The 15,300-nt window shown below is 39.2% G+C and carries 17 protein-coding genes and 2 pseudogenes; 3 read left to right on the top strand and 16 right to left on the bottom strand.

Features of this window, described 5'->3' with window-relative positions:
• Window positions 1–165: 165 nt before the first annotated feature.
• The 3 genes from HMPREF2780_RS02555 to HMPREF2780_RS11625 form a co-directional block, all read right to left on the bottom strand.
• The gene (locus tag HMPREF2780_RS02555; protein ID WP_002893762.1) at window positions 166–387 is read right to left on the bottom strand and encodes a tyrosine-type recombinase/integrase; all 222 of its coding nucleotides are present in this window, start codon (window positions 385–387) and stop codon (window positions 166–168) included.
• A 244-nt stretch (window positions 388–631) separates the two neighbouring features.
• Entirely contained in the window at window positions 632–1,240 is a 609-nt protein-coding gene (locus HMPREF2780_RS02550; protein WP_105026084.1) for a DUF1269 domain-containing protein, read from the bottom strand.
• A gap of 79 nt (window positions 1,241–1,319) precedes the next feature.
• The gene (locus tag HMPREF2780_RS11625; RefSeq protein WP_199774040.1) at window positions 1,320–1,598 is read right to left on the bottom strand and encodes a hypothetical protein; all 279 of its coding nucleotides are present in this window, start codon (window positions 1,596–1,598) and stop codon (window positions 1,320–1,322) included.
• Between HMPREF2780_RS11625 and HMPREF2780_RS11620 the strand changes: the two are divergent.
• Window positions 1,592–1,735, top strand: a pseudogene (locus tag HMPREF2780_RS11620) (IS982 family transposase); the annotation flags it as partial. The gene HMPREF2780_RS11625 and the pseudogene HMPREF2780_RS11620 overlap by 7 nt on opposite strands.
• A gap of 3 nt (window positions 1,736–1,738) precedes the next feature.
• A pseudogene (locus HMPREF2780_RS11715) lies at window positions 1,739–2,072 on the top strand (diacylglycerol/lipid kinase family protein); the annotation flags it as partial.
• 331 nt (window positions 2,073–2,403) lie between these two features.
• Here HMPREF2780_RS11715 and HMPREF2780_RS02535 read toward each other — a convergent pair.
• From HMPREF2780_RS02535 to HMPREF2780_RS02480, 12 genes are read right to left on the bottom strand one after another with little or no spacing between them, the layout of a single operon-like run.
• On the bottom strand, window positions 2,404–3,621 hold the full coding sequence (locus HMPREF2780_RS02535) for a tyrosine-type recombinase/integrase (RefSeq protein WP_105026078.1): 1,218 nt from the start codon (window positions 3,619–3,621) through the stop codon (window positions 2,404–2,406).
• 10 nt (window positions 3,622–3,631) lie between these two features.
• Entirely contained in the window at window positions 3,632–3,904 is a 273-nt protein-coding gene (locus HMPREF2780_RS02530) for a helix-turn-helix domain-containing protein (RefSeq protein ID WP_105026077.1), read from the bottom strand.
• Window positions 3,905–3,916: 12 nt separating this feature from the next.
• Window positions 3,917–5,023: a CHAP domain-containing protein gene (locus HMPREF2780_RS02525; protein WP_105026076.1), complete on the bottom strand. Its 1,107-nt coding sequence runs from the start codon at window positions 5,021–5,023 to the stop codon at window positions 3,917–3,919.
• Window positions 5,024–5,039: 16 nt separating this feature from the next.
• Window positions 5,040–5,264, bottom strand: a complete 225-nt coding sequence (locus HMPREF2780_RS02520) for a hypothetical protein (RefSeq protein WP_105026075.1) — start codon at window positions 5,262–5,264, stop codon at window positions 5,040–5,042.
• Window positions 5,254–7,170 carry a conjugal transfer protein gene (locus HMPREF2780_RS02515; protein WP_105026074.1) on the bottom strand — a complete coding sequence of 639 codons (1,917 nt, stop codon included), beginning with the start codon at window positions 7,168–7,170 and terminating at the stop codon, window positions 5,254–5,256. Before HMPREF2780_RS02515 ends, HMPREF2780_RS02520 begins: the two co-directional genes overlap by 11 nt.
• 12 nt (window positions 7,171–7,182) lie before the next feature.
• Window positions 7,183–9,687, bottom strand: coding sequence for an ATP-binding protein (locus tag HMPREF2780_RS02510; RefSeq protein WP_105026083.1), 2,505 nt, complete (start codon window positions 9,685–9,687; stop codon window positions 7,183–7,185).
• A 13-nt stretch (window positions 9,688–9,700) separates the two neighbouring features.
• Entirely contained in the window at window positions 9,701–10,111 is a 411-nt protein-coding gene (locus HMPREF2780_RS02505; RefSeq protein WP_061564372.1) for a conjugal transfer protein, read from the bottom strand.
• 2 nt (window positions 10,112–10,113) lie between these two features.
• A complete protein-coding gene (locus HMPREF2780_RS02500; RefSeq protein WP_048789269.1) occupies window positions 10,114–10,338 on the bottom strand; it encodes a TcpD family membrane protein in 225 nt (74 codons plus the stop codon).
• A gap of 10 nt (window positions 10,339–10,348) precedes the next feature.
• On the bottom strand, window positions 10,349–11,344 hold the full coding sequence (locus HMPREF2780_RS02495) for a conjugal transfer protein (RefSeq protein WP_105026073.1): 996 nt from the start codon (window positions 11,342–11,344) through the stop codon (window positions 10,349–10,351).
• A gap of 11 nt (window positions 11,345–11,355) precedes the next feature.
• Window positions 11,356–11,913 carry a conjugal transfer protein gene (locus tag HMPREF2780_RS02490; RefSeq protein ID WP_105026072.1) on the bottom strand — a complete coding sequence of 186 codons (558 nt, stop codon included), beginning with the start codon at window positions 11,911–11,913 and terminating at the stop codon, window positions 11,356–11,358.
• 1 nt (window position 11,914) lies between these two features.
• Window positions 11,915–12,148, bottom strand: coding sequence for a hypothetical protein (locus HMPREF2780_RS02485; protein WP_048789266.1), 234 nt, complete (start codon window positions 12,146–12,148; stop codon window positions 11,915–11,917).
• A 15-nt stretch (window positions 12,149–12,163) separates the two neighbouring features.
• Window positions 12,164–13,396 carry a replication initiation factor domain-containing protein gene (locus tag HMPREF2780_RS02480; RefSeq protein WP_105026071.1) on the bottom strand — a complete coding sequence of 411 codons (1,233 nt, stop codon included), beginning with the start codon at window positions 13,394–13,396 and terminating at the stop codon, window positions 12,164–12,166.
• A gap of 107 nt (window positions 13,397–13,503) precedes the next feature.
• Here HMPREF2780_RS02480 and HMPREF2780_RS11840 point away from each other — a divergent pair, with 107 nt between their 5' ends.
• On the top strand, window positions 13,504–13,635 hold the full coding sequence (locus tag HMPREF2780_RS11840; RefSeq protein ID WP_267894111.1) for a hypothetical protein: 132 nt from the start codon (window positions 13,504–13,506) through the stop codon (window positions 13,633–13,635).
• Here HMPREF2780_RS11840 and HMPREF2780_RS02475 read toward each other — a convergent pair.
• Window positions 13,602–15,290, bottom strand: coding sequence for an FtsK/SpoIIIE domain-containing protein (locus HMPREF2780_RS02475; protein ID WP_105026070.1), 1,689 nt, complete (start codon window positions 15,288–15,290; stop codon window positions 13,602–13,604). The genes HMPREF2780_RS11840 and HMPREF2780_RS02475 overlap by 34 nt on opposite strands.
• Window positions 15,291–15,300: the final 10 nt, after the last annotated feature.

Raw genomic sequence — 15,300 nt, 5'->3', positions numbered from 1 at the left:
GTAAGAAACCAGGTCTTAAGAAAGCTCGTAAAGCATCACAATTCTCAAAACGTTAATCAATACGATTATATCAACGTTTACAGACATTCAAGAATTATTTCTTGGATGTCTTTTTTGTTTCAAAAAATCAAAGTTCACCCCAAAATTCACCCCATATTCACCCCATCAATTTTTTAAACTACGAAAAGCAATATCACCTACAGTCTGATTGACTTTATCTTTGATATTAACGTAAGTTTTTGTAATCTCTTTATCACTATGAGTAAGAGCTTCTGAGAAGGCTTCAAGAGAAACACCTGCTTGTTTAGCAAGAGTAGCACCAGTATGTCTTAGTTTGTGTGGTGATGCTGGTGCTAATTCGGGATGTCTTCGTCTGACTGATTTCATCTTGATAAAACTTAAAATTTTTCTAATTATAACGAAGCATAGTCAAAAAGCTATGACCTCTATATTCACAAAAAAATCCAGACCAATACTAGTCCAGATTTCTTGTCTATTAAACATTCTTTTCAAAGAATGGAAGAACGGCTGTAACGGCTTTGTCAACGCAATTATTTAACTGTGAGAATCCGACGCACATAAATTTTAAATGGCGTCTCAGTCACATTTAAATTTATGAGACGCTTAGACGTTAGGCTTTCAATTTGTCAAATTTTGCTTTGACATTTGCCTTGAATTCTTCAAGTTTAGCCTTGCGTTCGGCTTTACGTTCAGCCTTCATTTGTGCACGTGCCTGGTTGTAGAGGTCTTCTTGGACTTGCAGAGCTGCTTCGATTTCGGCTACGACGGTTGCTACATCCCAACGCACGATTTGGGTGTCGTACTTGGTGAAGTAAGCATCGATGACTGCTTCGTTGTTTTCTTGCACCAAGGCAACAACGGCTGTTTCACCGTTAGTCAATTTCTGAGAAACAACGTCAATCAGGCCAGTTTCTGCCGTATCAATGGTATCACCAGCAGCCAAACCATAGAGGCTACCCATACCATAACCAAACAAGACGCCGATAGGACCACCCAAAAGCCCGATAACTGCACCGAACAAGCCACCTTCTAGGGCTGCATCCGTCGTTGAATCTTCAAAGTCATAGCGTTCTTTTTCAACGATATGACCGTTTTCATTTTTGACCAAGGCGATTTGAGCAACCTTGGTCGTCTGAGTTTGGCGGAAAGCCTTCAAATCCGCAAAGGACTGATAAGCTTCGCTTTCAGTGTTAAAGATTGAAACTACTAGGTTTTCCATAGTTAATACCTCTTTTCTAAAAATTACACATACATTATAACACATTTTTCTTTTTTTGAAACTACTTTTATGCGACAATTTACATGATATGTCGCAATTTGTCAGCGTCGAAGGACTGGTGCAGGCAGCGGTATATCCTTGCCATATCTCGGGCCAGACACTCTGGCGACTCTGAGTGATTATCAAGAAAGGCGTCCAGCAACATCTTAAAGCCTCCCGTGCAAAAAGTAAATAAATAGTGTTTTTCCTGTATGCCTGTCACACGGCTAAAAGACCGCTTGACCAAATCTTCCAGAAAATTATAGCAGATATTATGTACCAGCTCTGTGTAGCGAGTCTGATGAGCGTGCCGAATCACATCGACACTTTTATAGAATCTGCCAACTGTTTCCTTATGGTCGAATCCTTGAAAGAAGTCGCTTTATTCGTCGGTCAAGACAATTAATTTGGCTGGTGCAACTGATTCGCCAAGCTATGAACAAGCAATTATTACCTTTTGAAAGCAAAAATGGCAATTATGAAGGTGAAGCTACTCAGGTCTTAGTTCTTCTATCCAATTACTATGCAGACAAAAAACTATTTGATGAAAATACAGATGAATATGGAAATATCTTGATTTTAAAGGATTCATCCATCATTTCTAAATTATCGGCTATCCCAGATTTATTAAAAAGGGGATCTAGTAGGTAACAATAATATCGAATATATCAAAGTACGCAATATTAGGATTTCTTCAGAGGTTGAGTTAGAGTCAGATGTTGATGGGGATAAGTCGGATAATCTGCCAATAGATATAAAAATACTAGAAAACAGGCTTGAAAAAGGCTCGTAAAGCTAGCCAGTTCTCTAAACGTTAATTCGTTGCTGGACAGCAGAATACAAACGAAAACACTTTGCATCTTGCAAGGTGTTTTTTTCTATGAGAACTGGCGGTGCGCAATTAGGATAGCTCTAGCGACTTTAGTCGCATAGAGATATGCTATGCACAGTTGCCCCAAGAAAACAAGCGAAGCGATGTTTGATTGGATGGCAACCACTGCACTCAAAACGTTAATCAACACGATTATATCAACGTTTACAGACATTCAAGAATTATTTCTTGGATGTCTTTTTTTGTTCAAAAAACTAAAGTTCACCCCAAAATTCACCCCAAGTTCACCCTATTACTTTTTGAGACTTCTAAAGGCTATTTCTCCTGCTGTTTGATTTACTGTTTCAGTAGTATTGACATAAGTCTTCGTTATTTGGATGTCACTATGAGTAAGTGCTTCTGAAATAGCATTTAATGATGTTCCAGCCTGTCTTGCCAGAGTTGCTCCGGTGTGTCTTAATTTGTGAGGAGATGCTGGAGGAAGTTCCGGATGTCTTCTTCGAATAGAATTCATTCGATGATTAAGATAATCAATATGAAGTGGAACGTTAATACCGTTTGTTCTATTATTGTATGTGAAAACGAATTGCTTTTCATTCTGTCTGATTCCAAACAGCTTTAGTTGCTTTTTTTGTTCTATTTTCCAATCGGTCAGGATATTCATTAGTTCTTTAGGTGCTTTAAATAGAGTTTTTTTATTTCCTTTAGTTGATTTAACATTTCCGAATTTGTCTAATGCTTGTTCAATGAGAATTTCATTTTTTTCAAAATTGATATGTTTCCATTGGAGAGCGTAGGTTTCTGATTTTCTATCTGATAAAAAGAATGTCGTATAGAACAAAGCATAATCTTTTAATTCCATTCGATCATTTTTTAGATCGTCATCAAATGCTTGTAGCCATTGTTTAAGTTCTTCCTCATTTAATGCTAGGTCTTCAAACTTTTTACTTTCTTTGAGGGCTAATTTTTTATTAGCTTTAATTCTACTGATTGTCTTTTTTACCTTATTGACTTGAATATATTCAAGCTCTTCTGCCCGGTCCAAGACAGAATTGACGTACCCTCTAATGGATTTAAAGTTGGCATAAGAATTCGATAGTGGAGTAAGAAGTGACAAAACTAGTTGTTTATTTTCATTGAGATGATCAATAGAATAATTACCTAGGACTGGAAGAATTTGCAAACGAAAGAGATTTTCTGTTTGAAAGACAGTTACTGCTGTAGGTGGTTTAATAGTAGCAGTAGCTTGTCCTGCTTTATAGGGTTCTAGCCAAATGTCTTTGTAAAAATCTTTAAATAGGATGTCTCCTTTTCTTTGAGATAAAGTAGAAAATCTTCCTAAACGTGCATTTTCAATGTCAACAGCTAACTTAATTTCTGCTTCCTTTGCCTCTCTGCGAGTTTTGAATCTTTTTTCAAATCGTTTACCAATTCCTAACTTTCCTTGGACGTCATCGGGTATGTACACCCTTAGCCTATAAGATCCATTTTTTGTTTTTGAAATGCCCATTTTTGCCTCCTTATGCGCTTATCTCTAGTCGAGTCATCCACTGATTGATACTTTCTTTGCTGAAACGAATGGATTTTCCAATTCGAATATAGGGTAATCCCATTGCAATCCAGATATCAAGGGTATTATGTGAAACTCCAAGATAATGGCACGTTTGTTTTTTGTTCAGAAATGGAGTATCTAATCCCATATCTTCTTTGAAATGATGAATCTCATCTTTGATAAGAGTTGCAATCATTTTTTGAATTTCTTGTGTCTGTTCTTCTGGTAATTGTACTAACATATTTTTTCCTTTCTAATGTCCTAATACATAGGTAAATTGTTTTGCTGTCTGAGCGTCAAATGTACGGTAGCTAATCACTCCAAGCCCTTTGACATTACATTCTGAGACAAGAATTGAGCCATCTGATTTGACTTGCTCCACAAAGGCAATATGTCCGTATATTGGATTAGCTCCAGCTTGTCCAGGACTAAATGATAGAGCAGAGTGTTCAGTTGGTGTATGGGTTGTAGTAAAGCCTGGCTTATTCATCCATTGGCCACCATTTCCCATGAATGGATCGAAGTTAACTCCGACTTGTTTTCCACGGTTAAAGACATACCAAGTACATTCTCCCCATGGATAGGTGCTAGTGATATATCCATTTGTATCGATAGCTTTTGTGAGACTATATCCTACCGGTATATCATTTGAAGTTACTCCTCCACCATCTCTAGTTTTTCCTGTAGTTTGTTCAGGAGCTTTTGGTGTTCCTCCATGTTCATCGATATACTGATCTAGCTTTTTCATCGTTTCAGCTCGACGCTTGCCAGAGCCTGTAATATCTGTAAAATAGACACCTCCATCGACGGTCTGATTCAAAGAACCGTTCGCATATTTTTGGGCCTTATCATCTTGAATTTTGAAGGTTTCATTCTTATTTCCAATAATTGTCTGTTGAGTTAATGCGACTACGGCAACCTCATCATTGAAATTGTTGGCATTCTCAGGATTTGAATCAAATGCTCCATAACCAAACATGTTGGCACCAGGGTTTCTTGCGACTCCAGCTGTTCCGAGAGAGCTTTCATTTAAGGCAATTGCCACGATACCTCGGACATCTAGATTGGATTTAGCCTCCCATTCTAGGAGTTTTTTCCCGTTAATCCGGTTCTTATCATAGGAGATCCCTAAAGTGTCTAAAAAGCCGTCTAGTTGAGCTGCTGTAATGCCATATCGATGAACTAATAGATTGTGTGTATATGGATCTCCAGAGGACCAGTGTTCCGCATAGGTGGCTCCATCTACCCCAGATCCTCCAGTCGGACTTCCTGCTGTGGCAACCGCAAGAATGATAATGAGAAGAAAGGGGAGAATTATGGGGATTAGTCCAACCAGTAAAAACCATTTTAATTTCTTCATAGGACCTCCTTTCTAGTTAGTATTTGATATAAGCTGTGAATAGCACTGTCCCAAAGCGCCACTTGGCATCTAGTACGACAGAATGAGCTTTGACTTGATCCAGTATAGAGTCTTTCTCACTTTCCTTAACAGGAAACAAAAGAAGGAAATCGACTGAGCGTTTCCCTTCTTGATAAGCTTGAAAAAGAGTCTCTTCAAGAATCCTTGAAAAAGATGTTCTTGAGTGAATTCTAATATTCATTGTATTCTCCTCTCAATTGATTGAGTCGTTCTGTTAGTTTGTTTCTTCGTTCAATATTTGTCCGTAATTTCTCATCTCGAGTCATAGTCTTTCGATAGGCACGAGTAAAGGCATTGGATCCTTGAGCTTTATACATTGCTTTCGGATCTTTGTATTTATCTAGTTCACGTTCCAGTGAATTGATTCGGTGTTGTTTAAATGGGGAAATCCATTCTTCTTTTAGTGTATGGAATTCATCTTCTGTAGTAGAAGGTCGATCAGCTTGAATAGGTATTTCCACTTTTCCGCTAGGCTGTTCTGGTTGTCTTTCTTGTAGATTTGATTTTTTTGAAGTAGGCGTGCTCTCACTCGTATTCTCTGTTTTAATTTTAGGATCTATTGTGCCCTCTTGTTTAAGAGGTGTTTCAGTCGGAATATCTGGCTCGAATTCATCTTCTGGCATCGTGTCTCTCTGAGTAAAGAAAGAGCCGACTTGTTGGAAGTGATCTTTAGAATGCATGACCATTCCTGCTCCAATCCCTGCTCCAGCTAAGGCGAAATTTCCTAAGTGTTGAGCGCTTGAAAGACTACGAGTTGGAACTTGAGAGGCAATCTCTTTTGTTCGAGTCATTCCGTGCTCCATTCGATTCCCAAGATCACTTGCCATCATGCGGGCTTTGGATCCTAAAATGAATTGTATCAATTCTGCTTTGTACTTCCACATGAGAATATAAATCGTACCTTTTGAAACAACGGATACTAAAAGTTTAAAGACCAGTCCGAATAGGATAAGAGAAGGCAGAGTTTTTAAAACTTTATCAAAGCCACTGGTAACTAAATTTTCTAAGAGCTTTTCTATATAAAAGATGAGAAGAGTTAAAAGACTTGTAATGGCTGGAAAGGCTAGACCTCCAAACATGACTTTTAAAACTCCGAAAATCAAATCTTGCATTCGAGGAATGAAGGATACAAGAAGGACAATCGGAAAGAGCAGAATCATCATGAGAACTAAGAGTTGAGCTAAGACATTTAAGAGCTGAATCAAGATAACGGGAATGGCTAAGACAAAGGCCTCTATGATTTTAAAGATGACATAGAACATACGAATGAAGATAAAGTCTGGCATGGCAGATACCCAGCGGTTTTCTTCTGAATCTTCATTAGCCCCATCACCTTTTTCTTGGAGATAGTCTGACCGAGTTTTGGCTTTCACGGGTTTAAAGTTTCCATTCTTGTCACCTGTTCCTAGAACTTTACTATCATCAAAATTCTCCTCTTTTCCGTTTTGACTATTCTTATATTTCCCATTTTCTTGACCCGTATTGACAAAGACATAGGCCTTATAAGATGTTTCTGCGATATAGTTATCTGCCATTGTCTCCCCAACTTTGAGGGATTTCTCTTTTCCATAGTTAATCTCGATGTTTGAAATCTTGGAAGAGACATCTTTGGAAACGGAGTTGATGGTATCAAGTAAATAGAGGCCTCCAGATGTTCCAGCAATGGTCCCAAAGTAACTAAAGCCAAGAAGTATCACCATACAGACATGAATCATAGTTCTTGTGAAACTTCCTTTTGAGAAGAAATACTGGTAGAAGAGATAAAAGGCCAGTCCTAATAACAAAATAGAAATCAAGGAACCACTTGTGACTCCTCCATGGGAAGAGCCAGTGAAACCACTCCAGATTTTACTAGCTCCCTTATAGACGTAGTTCTTATAAGCGGAGTATAAATCAACACTTTCTAATACACGAATTAAGAGCGAAAAGAAACCAACTACCGCATTGAGAATGAAAAAGAAGAAGTTGACGAAGAGTTCGTTAATTAAGACCCAAGCCCCATTGAAAGACCCAAAGCTAGTCGGCTCCATATAGGACTTAAGAGAGAAGATATCGACTCCTCTTAATTTCTCAAAAGCTTCTTGCATGGATTCACCTCCTTAACTAGCATATTTATTTTCAAGACTTGACGATACTGTAGCTTTCATTGGTTTTAGAAGCATATCAATATCTTCAAAAATGTTGTGAACAGAAATCATATTGAGATTGCCGTAGACATCAGAATAAAGGCACTGACCTGAGATCATATTATCAATCCATTCCAGGTTGTTTTCAGTCACTTCCAGATTGACGTGTTTCAATATATCTTCTCGTTCAGACTTTTCATAAAAGGCAAAGATTGTCCCAAAACCTGTTGTATCATCATCATTTTCCGCATCATGCACAGACTGAGTAATAAGGGCAAGCGTATTATTTTTAGAGCGTCCAATCCGGCGCATATTTTTGATAACCGCTTTTCCTTCGGCAGACTTCATAAGGATCCAGGCTTCGTCAAAGAACTCAATCGTATCTTCATGTTCATTGCGTTCTCCAAAGTGAGTACAAAAGGCTCCTAGTGCAAACATGAGGGCGATAGAGTTTCGTTCATGGTCTGAAATCTTAGTGGAATCATCCTTTGGAAGTTTTAGATTATTGACCTCTAAAACAGTCACACGAGACTCATAATTGAGACCTTTTGTAGTTCCGTCTGAGAAAGCTAACTCTAAAATTGAATTATTGACAATGGAAGTTAAGTAACGTCCGACTGAGGCTATATCTGATGAAGCAGCTTCTCTTAAAACTTTTAGAACATGTTTAAAGCCGACAAACTCACCAGCTACTCGACGTTCGACAATGGTATTGATGGCTTCTGTAATAGCTGTCTTTTGGTCCATCGATACATCATCTACAGCTTGAAGAAGAAACTCGAGCATATTCTTTGCGACCTCTACAGCTTGTTCCTTATCAAGAACCACAATAGGATCTAAGACTCCGTGGTTTGAAGGTAGTGAGCTATCTAGCGTCACAAAATTAAAGTTCTCAATCTGTTTCTTGCGTTCAGGATAAAGACGAGCGAATTCCTGAGAGTTAATTACTTTTTGGTAGTGATTTCTAAGTTCACGTTTCGGGTCAATGTAGAGAGTTTTGACATTCTGTAAAGCGACACTTAAAAAGATAATCTGAGCGAGGAAGGATTTCCCTTGGCCTGTTGCCCCAGTGATAATGATATGTGGGTTCTTGGTAATCTTTCCTGCGATATCTTCTTTGTTTCCCACTGTCGCATTGTAGAGGACGATATTTTTTGATGATTCGATGGCTTTTGAGATGGACTCCCAGCGTCCCGTCCAGTTATCAACCCGGCCGATATACCAACCAATTCTATTTCCAGAAGTGGTATTGGTAAAGGGCATGAGTTCCGCAAAGCCTCTAGGTGTTACCATGTGAGTCCAGGTACGAGTTTTCTTTTGAAGAGGTTCTCCGTATAGGAGAGCTTGAAAGAGATAGGGGCCGTCTTGTGAGGCTTCACTAATCTCAACTCCCATATCATCAAAATAGTTAAGGACCACTTGTCGTCTTTGGCGGAGCTGGTGAACACTTGAAGCTGAGACAATCAAGTAGGCTCCATATTCAATAATATCTTCTTTGTTTCCGACTTTACGCATCAGATCTTTTAGAGAGATAGATCCCATAATGATCTCATCTTGTTGGACGGTGTCGGTATTCTCAGCTTCTTCCATAATGTTTCGATAACGAGTGTTGGAACGGCCCATCTTGCCTTTAATCTTATTGGTATCAATGAACTCAGATTTGATTCGTAACTCAACTGGAAAATTCAAGCGCTGGATGAATTCTCCTAAGTGAAAACCATTGAATTGAACGGGAAACTTTCCAACAGGAAGAATCGTCACAAAAGAGGATCCATAAGGGCTTTCTAGTTTTAGAAAGCCTCCTTTAAGGACCTTAATCAAGGTATCTGTAATATTGAAAGACGCACGATTGGCAATCACTTCTTTCTTGTAATGAGGGATATAGCGGAGGTATTGCATCCGCTGGTAGTAAAAGAATTCTTCATTGGTGAGGCGCTGTGCTCGAAGAACAGATAGTGCTTGAAAGATAGTAAGCTCATCACTTTGATATTCTTGATACCAAGTTGGACTCAGTTCTAACTCATAGCCAAGCCCTTTTGCGATTTTTTCTGAAAAGTCTGTAAAGCTTTCATAGGCCAAGTCTTTAATGGTTGCCCCGTGATTCTGTTTTCGAAGGGTGACTCCAATCACCCAGTCAAACTGATAAGGGATTTCCATCTCGTCTGTCAGACGCTCAACGCTGTAAAGAAGCAAGTCTTCTCCCAGTTCACGGCTGTCATCTGCGAGAGCATCGGAAAAGTCCCGCATTTTTTCTTCTAGGAGATAGTCTTTTGGAATCAATGAAATTTCAAAGTGTTGATTCTTTTGGAGCTTTTTCATCATTTGCGCAACAGTAATTTTATGTTTCCATTTTTTCTCATCATCCGTAATGGTGATGGGAGTATTGGGGATTCGATAGAAAGCGACAACGGAATGATCCTTTTTCAGAGCTAGGTTGTCATGTGTTTCTCGAATCGGGTAGGTTAGGGTAATACTCATAGGACCTCCTTTTCTATAGGTTTGTTTTTTCAAAGACAATTTCATCAATTGGTTCTATTCGGTCCTCCTGGTAGATAGCTTTTTGATTAAGTTTGAAGTCCCACAGATACATCAGGTAGTCAGATAGAAAGAGATGCATCTTCTTTCCATGAGGTTCATACTCAGTGTAGAACTTGGCCAGCTTATAAGGAAGGTACCAATAGAGCAAGAGAGAAATGGAGTGAGTCATTTTAGCTAATGGAACAAGAAGGACTCCTCCAAACAGTAACATCCCCACAAAGACGAGGATGAAGACAATAAAAAAGGACAACTGCATCGGTGTCGCAAAGTACCAAATCCGTGTGCCCTTTTTTGTCTTAATTTCTTGGATCCAATAAGGAGCATTTAGCCCCTTACTGTAATCATAGAGTTTTTCTTCTTTCATGATTAAAGTCCTGTTTCAATTCCAAAGAGACGCAGGAACCATCCAAATGCTTTGAGGATATCCTGTCCTTTTGCGATGGAGACAATCACGGCATAAAAGCCAACGACCGAAAAGAGTTGGAGCCAGGAGCTGTTACGCCAAGCCTTAATCGCTAAGAGCACGGCAATAGCTGTTAGGATCCAAATTCCGTCTCCTTGAAGGAAACTTCGTAAGTTGTCTGTGTTCATATAAATTCTCCTATTCTTGATTATTTGCGTAGTTTAAGGGGATTGTGTGCTCTAGTTTAGAGACATAGTAGGTTTTTTCTTTTTCGATAAGGGTAAAGGTAAAGTTTTCAGAGTGAGTGGTTCCTCCCACTTCAAAGGTTGCTTGAACATAGGCTATTAGCCCCTTTTTATTCTTTTTGAGATAGGTGTAGTCGATACTTTTAAAGGTGGTGTTTGCGACAACATCTACATCTTTTGAAATCAAGTTGAGATTATCTTGATTGGTGGTGTAGTTGGTGAAAAAGACAGTCAGAAACTTATCTACTTTCTTGTGTACTGAATCAGAAAGACGATCTGTAGTAGTAAGAGTGAGTTTGTCTTCTTCCTTGAAGGATCCAGCTTGTGAGCTTTCTAGGGTAGTGAACCAAGGAAGGCCTGAGATATAGTAGCTATTTCCTTTTTGAGCATAAGGGATATTGAAACCTGTCACAATTTCTGTTTCTTGTGTTTCCTTGTCATGGCGTATCCATTCCTTGTACTTGATCCGGTAGGTTGCCACATTGTTTTCTACAGTGATTAGTTGAGCGGATAGTAACTCACTTGGATTTCTGACTTGGCCTTGAGATTTCACATCCGGTATAAAGTTATAAAAGCTATTGAGATAGTCGATCTGTCCTTCTTGCTTTTCAACTTCTTGAGGGAGAGTGAAGTAGGCATAGACAAAATCATTGAGATAGTACTGGAGCTTATAGTCGTACTGTTTTTCTTCTACAGGTGCCTGAGCTTTTTTGGCATGGAGTACCTCCACATTCTTTTCTAATTTAGAGACTTGATTCGAGAGTGTGATAGCACGAACAGCCCCCGATAGACCAACAAAAAGGAGGAAAGAAATTCCTCCAATAACAGCCAGATTGATTGTTTTCTTGTTGGTGATTTTCAGTTTAGGTGGACCTCCTTTCTTTTCCATCTTTTTAAAATTTGAGAGGTAGTCTCTCGCTTTTAGTAAGTAGTGTTTAGCTTTATCCATAAGACCTCCTTTTAGAGTCCAGCCAGTTCAATGAGTTTAGACCCCTTGGCATAGAGACGCTTATTAGCTTTTTCGATTTCTCCGTTAATGTAATAATAGCCACGTAACTCAGTTTGGAGCTGCTCAACTAGTTCCGGACGAAGATCTTTAACTTCTTCCTTTTTGAGTAAGCTATTTAATTCGCCAGCCTTGGTCCAAGCTTCTCTGTGGTCTTTCTTCTTGAGTAGCTCTCCCAGTTCATTGGTGATTTGAGAGACTTTCTTTTCAAATGTTGTTTTCGTTGCCATTTCAATTTCCTTTCTAAATGTTTCTTGATTGCTTTTAATGGTTTGTTGGATAAAAGCGATGAGTGAGGGACGCATTCTTTTGTTTAGACTAAGGATTTCCCCGTTTAGCGTAAAACAGGCATGTTCATAGTCATAAAAACCTTTCGCATCCGGTAGCTTCTCGGTAGATCTTCCAGCACATTCATAGTAGAAGTCCTTGCCTTTTCGTAAGAGAATGTACATATGCCAGAATTCTTGTTCGGGCAAAAGGAAGAAGTCCGTCTGATAGATCTTCTTAAGCATTTTAAGAAGCCTCTAGAAGATCATCATAGCCCAGAGCTTGGTAGATAAAATCAGAATCAAACCAGAGCCAGTCATTAATCGTAGTTTCTGTAGGTATATCACCAGAGAAGATATCTTCACAGATAACCGTTAAAGTATCAACTCCACCACGTTCACGGACAGTGTTTAGAGTTTCTAATCCACCTGACCAGGCTTTAAAATTTTCTAATGAATTGATTTCTACTTTGTATTCCATAGCTTGTTTTCCTTTCTAATGTTCATAGTGTTTACTAGCTTTGAGGAGCCGTAACATGGCTTTCCCACGATCGGTAATTTCTCCGCTATTTTTGATCATCTTCATGTATTCCGTCTGTAGAATCTTATCTGCTTCAGAAACGAGGGCTAGGGAGTTTGCGACTTGGTAAGTTAGCCAGCGAATGGTTCGCTCAATACTATAAGGTTGAGGGTTGGTTGAGAGTTTTAAGGGTTCGACTCCCCCAAAGAGTCGTTGCCATTTTTCATCGGGTTTGTAGGCCCCAAACTGATTGATGCCATCATAGACTTGGATTTCTTTATTTATGATGCCTCTAGCAATTTCGCCAAGATCGACACCAGCGATATATTCTTCTACAACTCCTTGAGCCTTCTGGTCTGAAAAGCGTAGTTCGTAGCGATTCCAGATACCAAAAATCTCCAAGGATTCGTCCAAGGAGATGTTTTCCATTCGTGCTATTTCATAGCGCTTTTCATAAAAGTTGAAGTAGAGCTGACTTTGACGGCTCCCAAAGTAAATGGACAAGCCGTGATTAGCTTCTATATCTTCGTTATCGGTAAAAGATCCACCTCCCGTGATATTCCACTTTTTAAGAGTATCAAGGACAATCTCTTTAGAATGGAGTTTCTTTATCAAGTCAGGTATTAGAATTTGTTGGTCTTCGTGTCCATAACCCTTATAGAGTTCATCAAGAGCGATATCCAGGCGTTTAACCCGTACATCCTGATAGGAGTAGAGGATATGTTGGAGAAAGATTTGCCATGTGATTCCCTTGTGTTCTAAGATAACTTCCATCTCACGGCATCCTTGGCCGGATAGTTGAAGGCAGACTTGGTAGTCATTCGTAATCGCCTTATCAAAGAAATCAAAGATCCAGATGTTTCCTCTTTGCCAGAGATGTGTATAGTTCATGAGACGTGTTTCTTGTTCGGTAAACTCACTCAAGGGGCAGTGAAGGAAATTCACACAAAAGTCATCTAAATCTTTTAGTCTTGGGAAAGACAAGCGGAGGTAGTCAATCTGAGCTCGAAGGCTATCTCGTTCACAGTCTTTGTGGTAACCCAGTTTTTCTTTTAGTTCTCTAAACTTTTCAATCGTTAGTCCTCTCTCGCCAGTTTCATAAGAGCGATAGGTTCTAGTTGGAAGATCCACAGCTTGTGCAAAATCTTTTTGGCTAAGTCCAGTCTGTTTTCGGAATTTCTTGATATGAAAAGGACTAATTTTGTCCATTCATTTGACCACCTCTTTCTAACTAAGTGACACACTTTTTTGACGAAAGTGACACACTTTTTGAAATTTGAAAACCCAACTCCCATAAGGAATGAGGAGGGGTTGGTATGGCGTTTTTGCCAATTGTAACCCCCCTATTAGAGTCGGGGGTTACTTGTCATCATGAGCCAGGAACGGCGGGCTTCGGTCTTCGCCTGACCTGCGGTCAGGCTTGCCCTTGCCCTTGTCCTAGCCCATGATGACTGACAATCGCTTCAATAGCTTTTGGATAAGACTTGCGTCCATCTTCCTCAAATTGAGCAATTGTTTCAAGAAGTAACTTTTCTTGGAAAGGTTCAATGAGAATAGCGGAATCAGTACGTTCAAATGAGATCCCGTGCTCCTCCATATAAGGAATGATTTTTCGAAGAGTTTGCATCTTTAAATCATACTCATCCGCAAATTCCTTTAGTGTTCGCCGATCTGGTTCGTTTCCCAAAACCTTCTCTTCCTCTATTGTTTCCATTGTTTTAACCGGTGGTTTATATTCTTCAAATACTGAGAACTCTTCTCCTTCAAATTCCATAATCGGGATTTTAGCGTATTCATCATAGAAGGAAAAGCCCTGGTCAAGTGGAATATAAGGTGAATAAAACTCACCAGCTAGTTTTCCACTTGAAGCAATATAACCACGACCGACCACTTTCACTCCGTTAATCTCGTCTAGCTTTTTAAATTCTTTGGTTTTATTAGCATCTCCAAACATCATGTCATATCCTGTTGATTCTAAATGACCGACAGAAAGACGCATCATAAAGTTGTCCCGAAGAGAAGTTTTGATATATTCTCCATCAGGCCGTTGCATGGCAAAGATCACGTAGACTCCAGCTTGACGACCCTCTAGAACGATTTGAGTTAGATATTCCATGAGTTCCGACTGTTGGCTATAGTCACGGTCAATCTTAGCCATGAGAGCAGCCCATTCATCTACTAGAAGAAATTTAGGTTTTAAGTTGTAATGGGTGTAATAGGTACCTGGTCTATAGTCTGGAAAAGACGTTAATACTTCATAGCGCTTCTTCATAAACTCGACATTCTCTCTAAAGCAATTAATGATATCCTCTTTACTAGAATAGACTCGACCGTGAAAGACAGGTAGTTTTTTTAAAGAAGCTAGGTCTGAGTTTTTAGGATCGCAAATATCTATATAGCCGACTTTTAATAAGGCATAGATAATGGACATGAGAGTGACAGTTTTTCCTCCACCAGTACCTCCGCCAACAAGTAGATGGGAGTCTTTGACATAATCCCAGTAGACGTCTTTCATAAGACGGATCTTTGAGCCTCTCACTTCAACTTGATCAATTGAAATGCGACTCTCAATCCGATTGATGGCGATTTTATATTTGATAAACCGATTGTCAAAACTCTTGTCACGAAAGTCCCCATTAAACATGACTTCAAGAGTAGAGCCAAGATTTAAAAATCGATCTTGAAATTTGTTTCCTTCCAAGATAAAACTGACTTGAAGCTCATAGCGACTTTGTTTAAGGTAGACTTTTGGAAGTGTAATCTTTTCAACCATGCCTTTCTCTCGTTTGACTTTCTTGACCAGATATAAGTTGTTCTCTAATAAGAAACGGGAGAGGATGCGCAGACTGTTGAGCTTTTGAAAGAAAAGGATCTTCTCGTAACAGAGATAATTGACCCCCAAAGAAAGTAACGCAGACAATAAAATCCCCGCTCCAATGAAATAACTCTGAGGCAAAGGGTGTACCTTTAGTTGTTCAAAATGAAGATAGATATAATAAGCGAAAACCAATAAAAAAGGAAACCACCAGATAAACCATGTGATTCCCTTAATGTTTCGATGAAAGATTTGAACTCTTTTTCCTCGGTAGGTAAAGAGTTTCATGAGTAATCAC

The sequence above is a fragment of the Streptococcus sp. HMSC062B01 genome (assembly GCF_001811085.1).
Taxonomy (GTDB): Bacteria; Bacillota; Bacilli; order Lactobacillales; family Streptococcaceae; genus Streptococcus; species Streptococcus gordonii.
The sequence above is the reverse complement of the archived record's forward strand: the minus strand, read 5'-3'. Positions and strand labels throughout refer to the sequence as shown.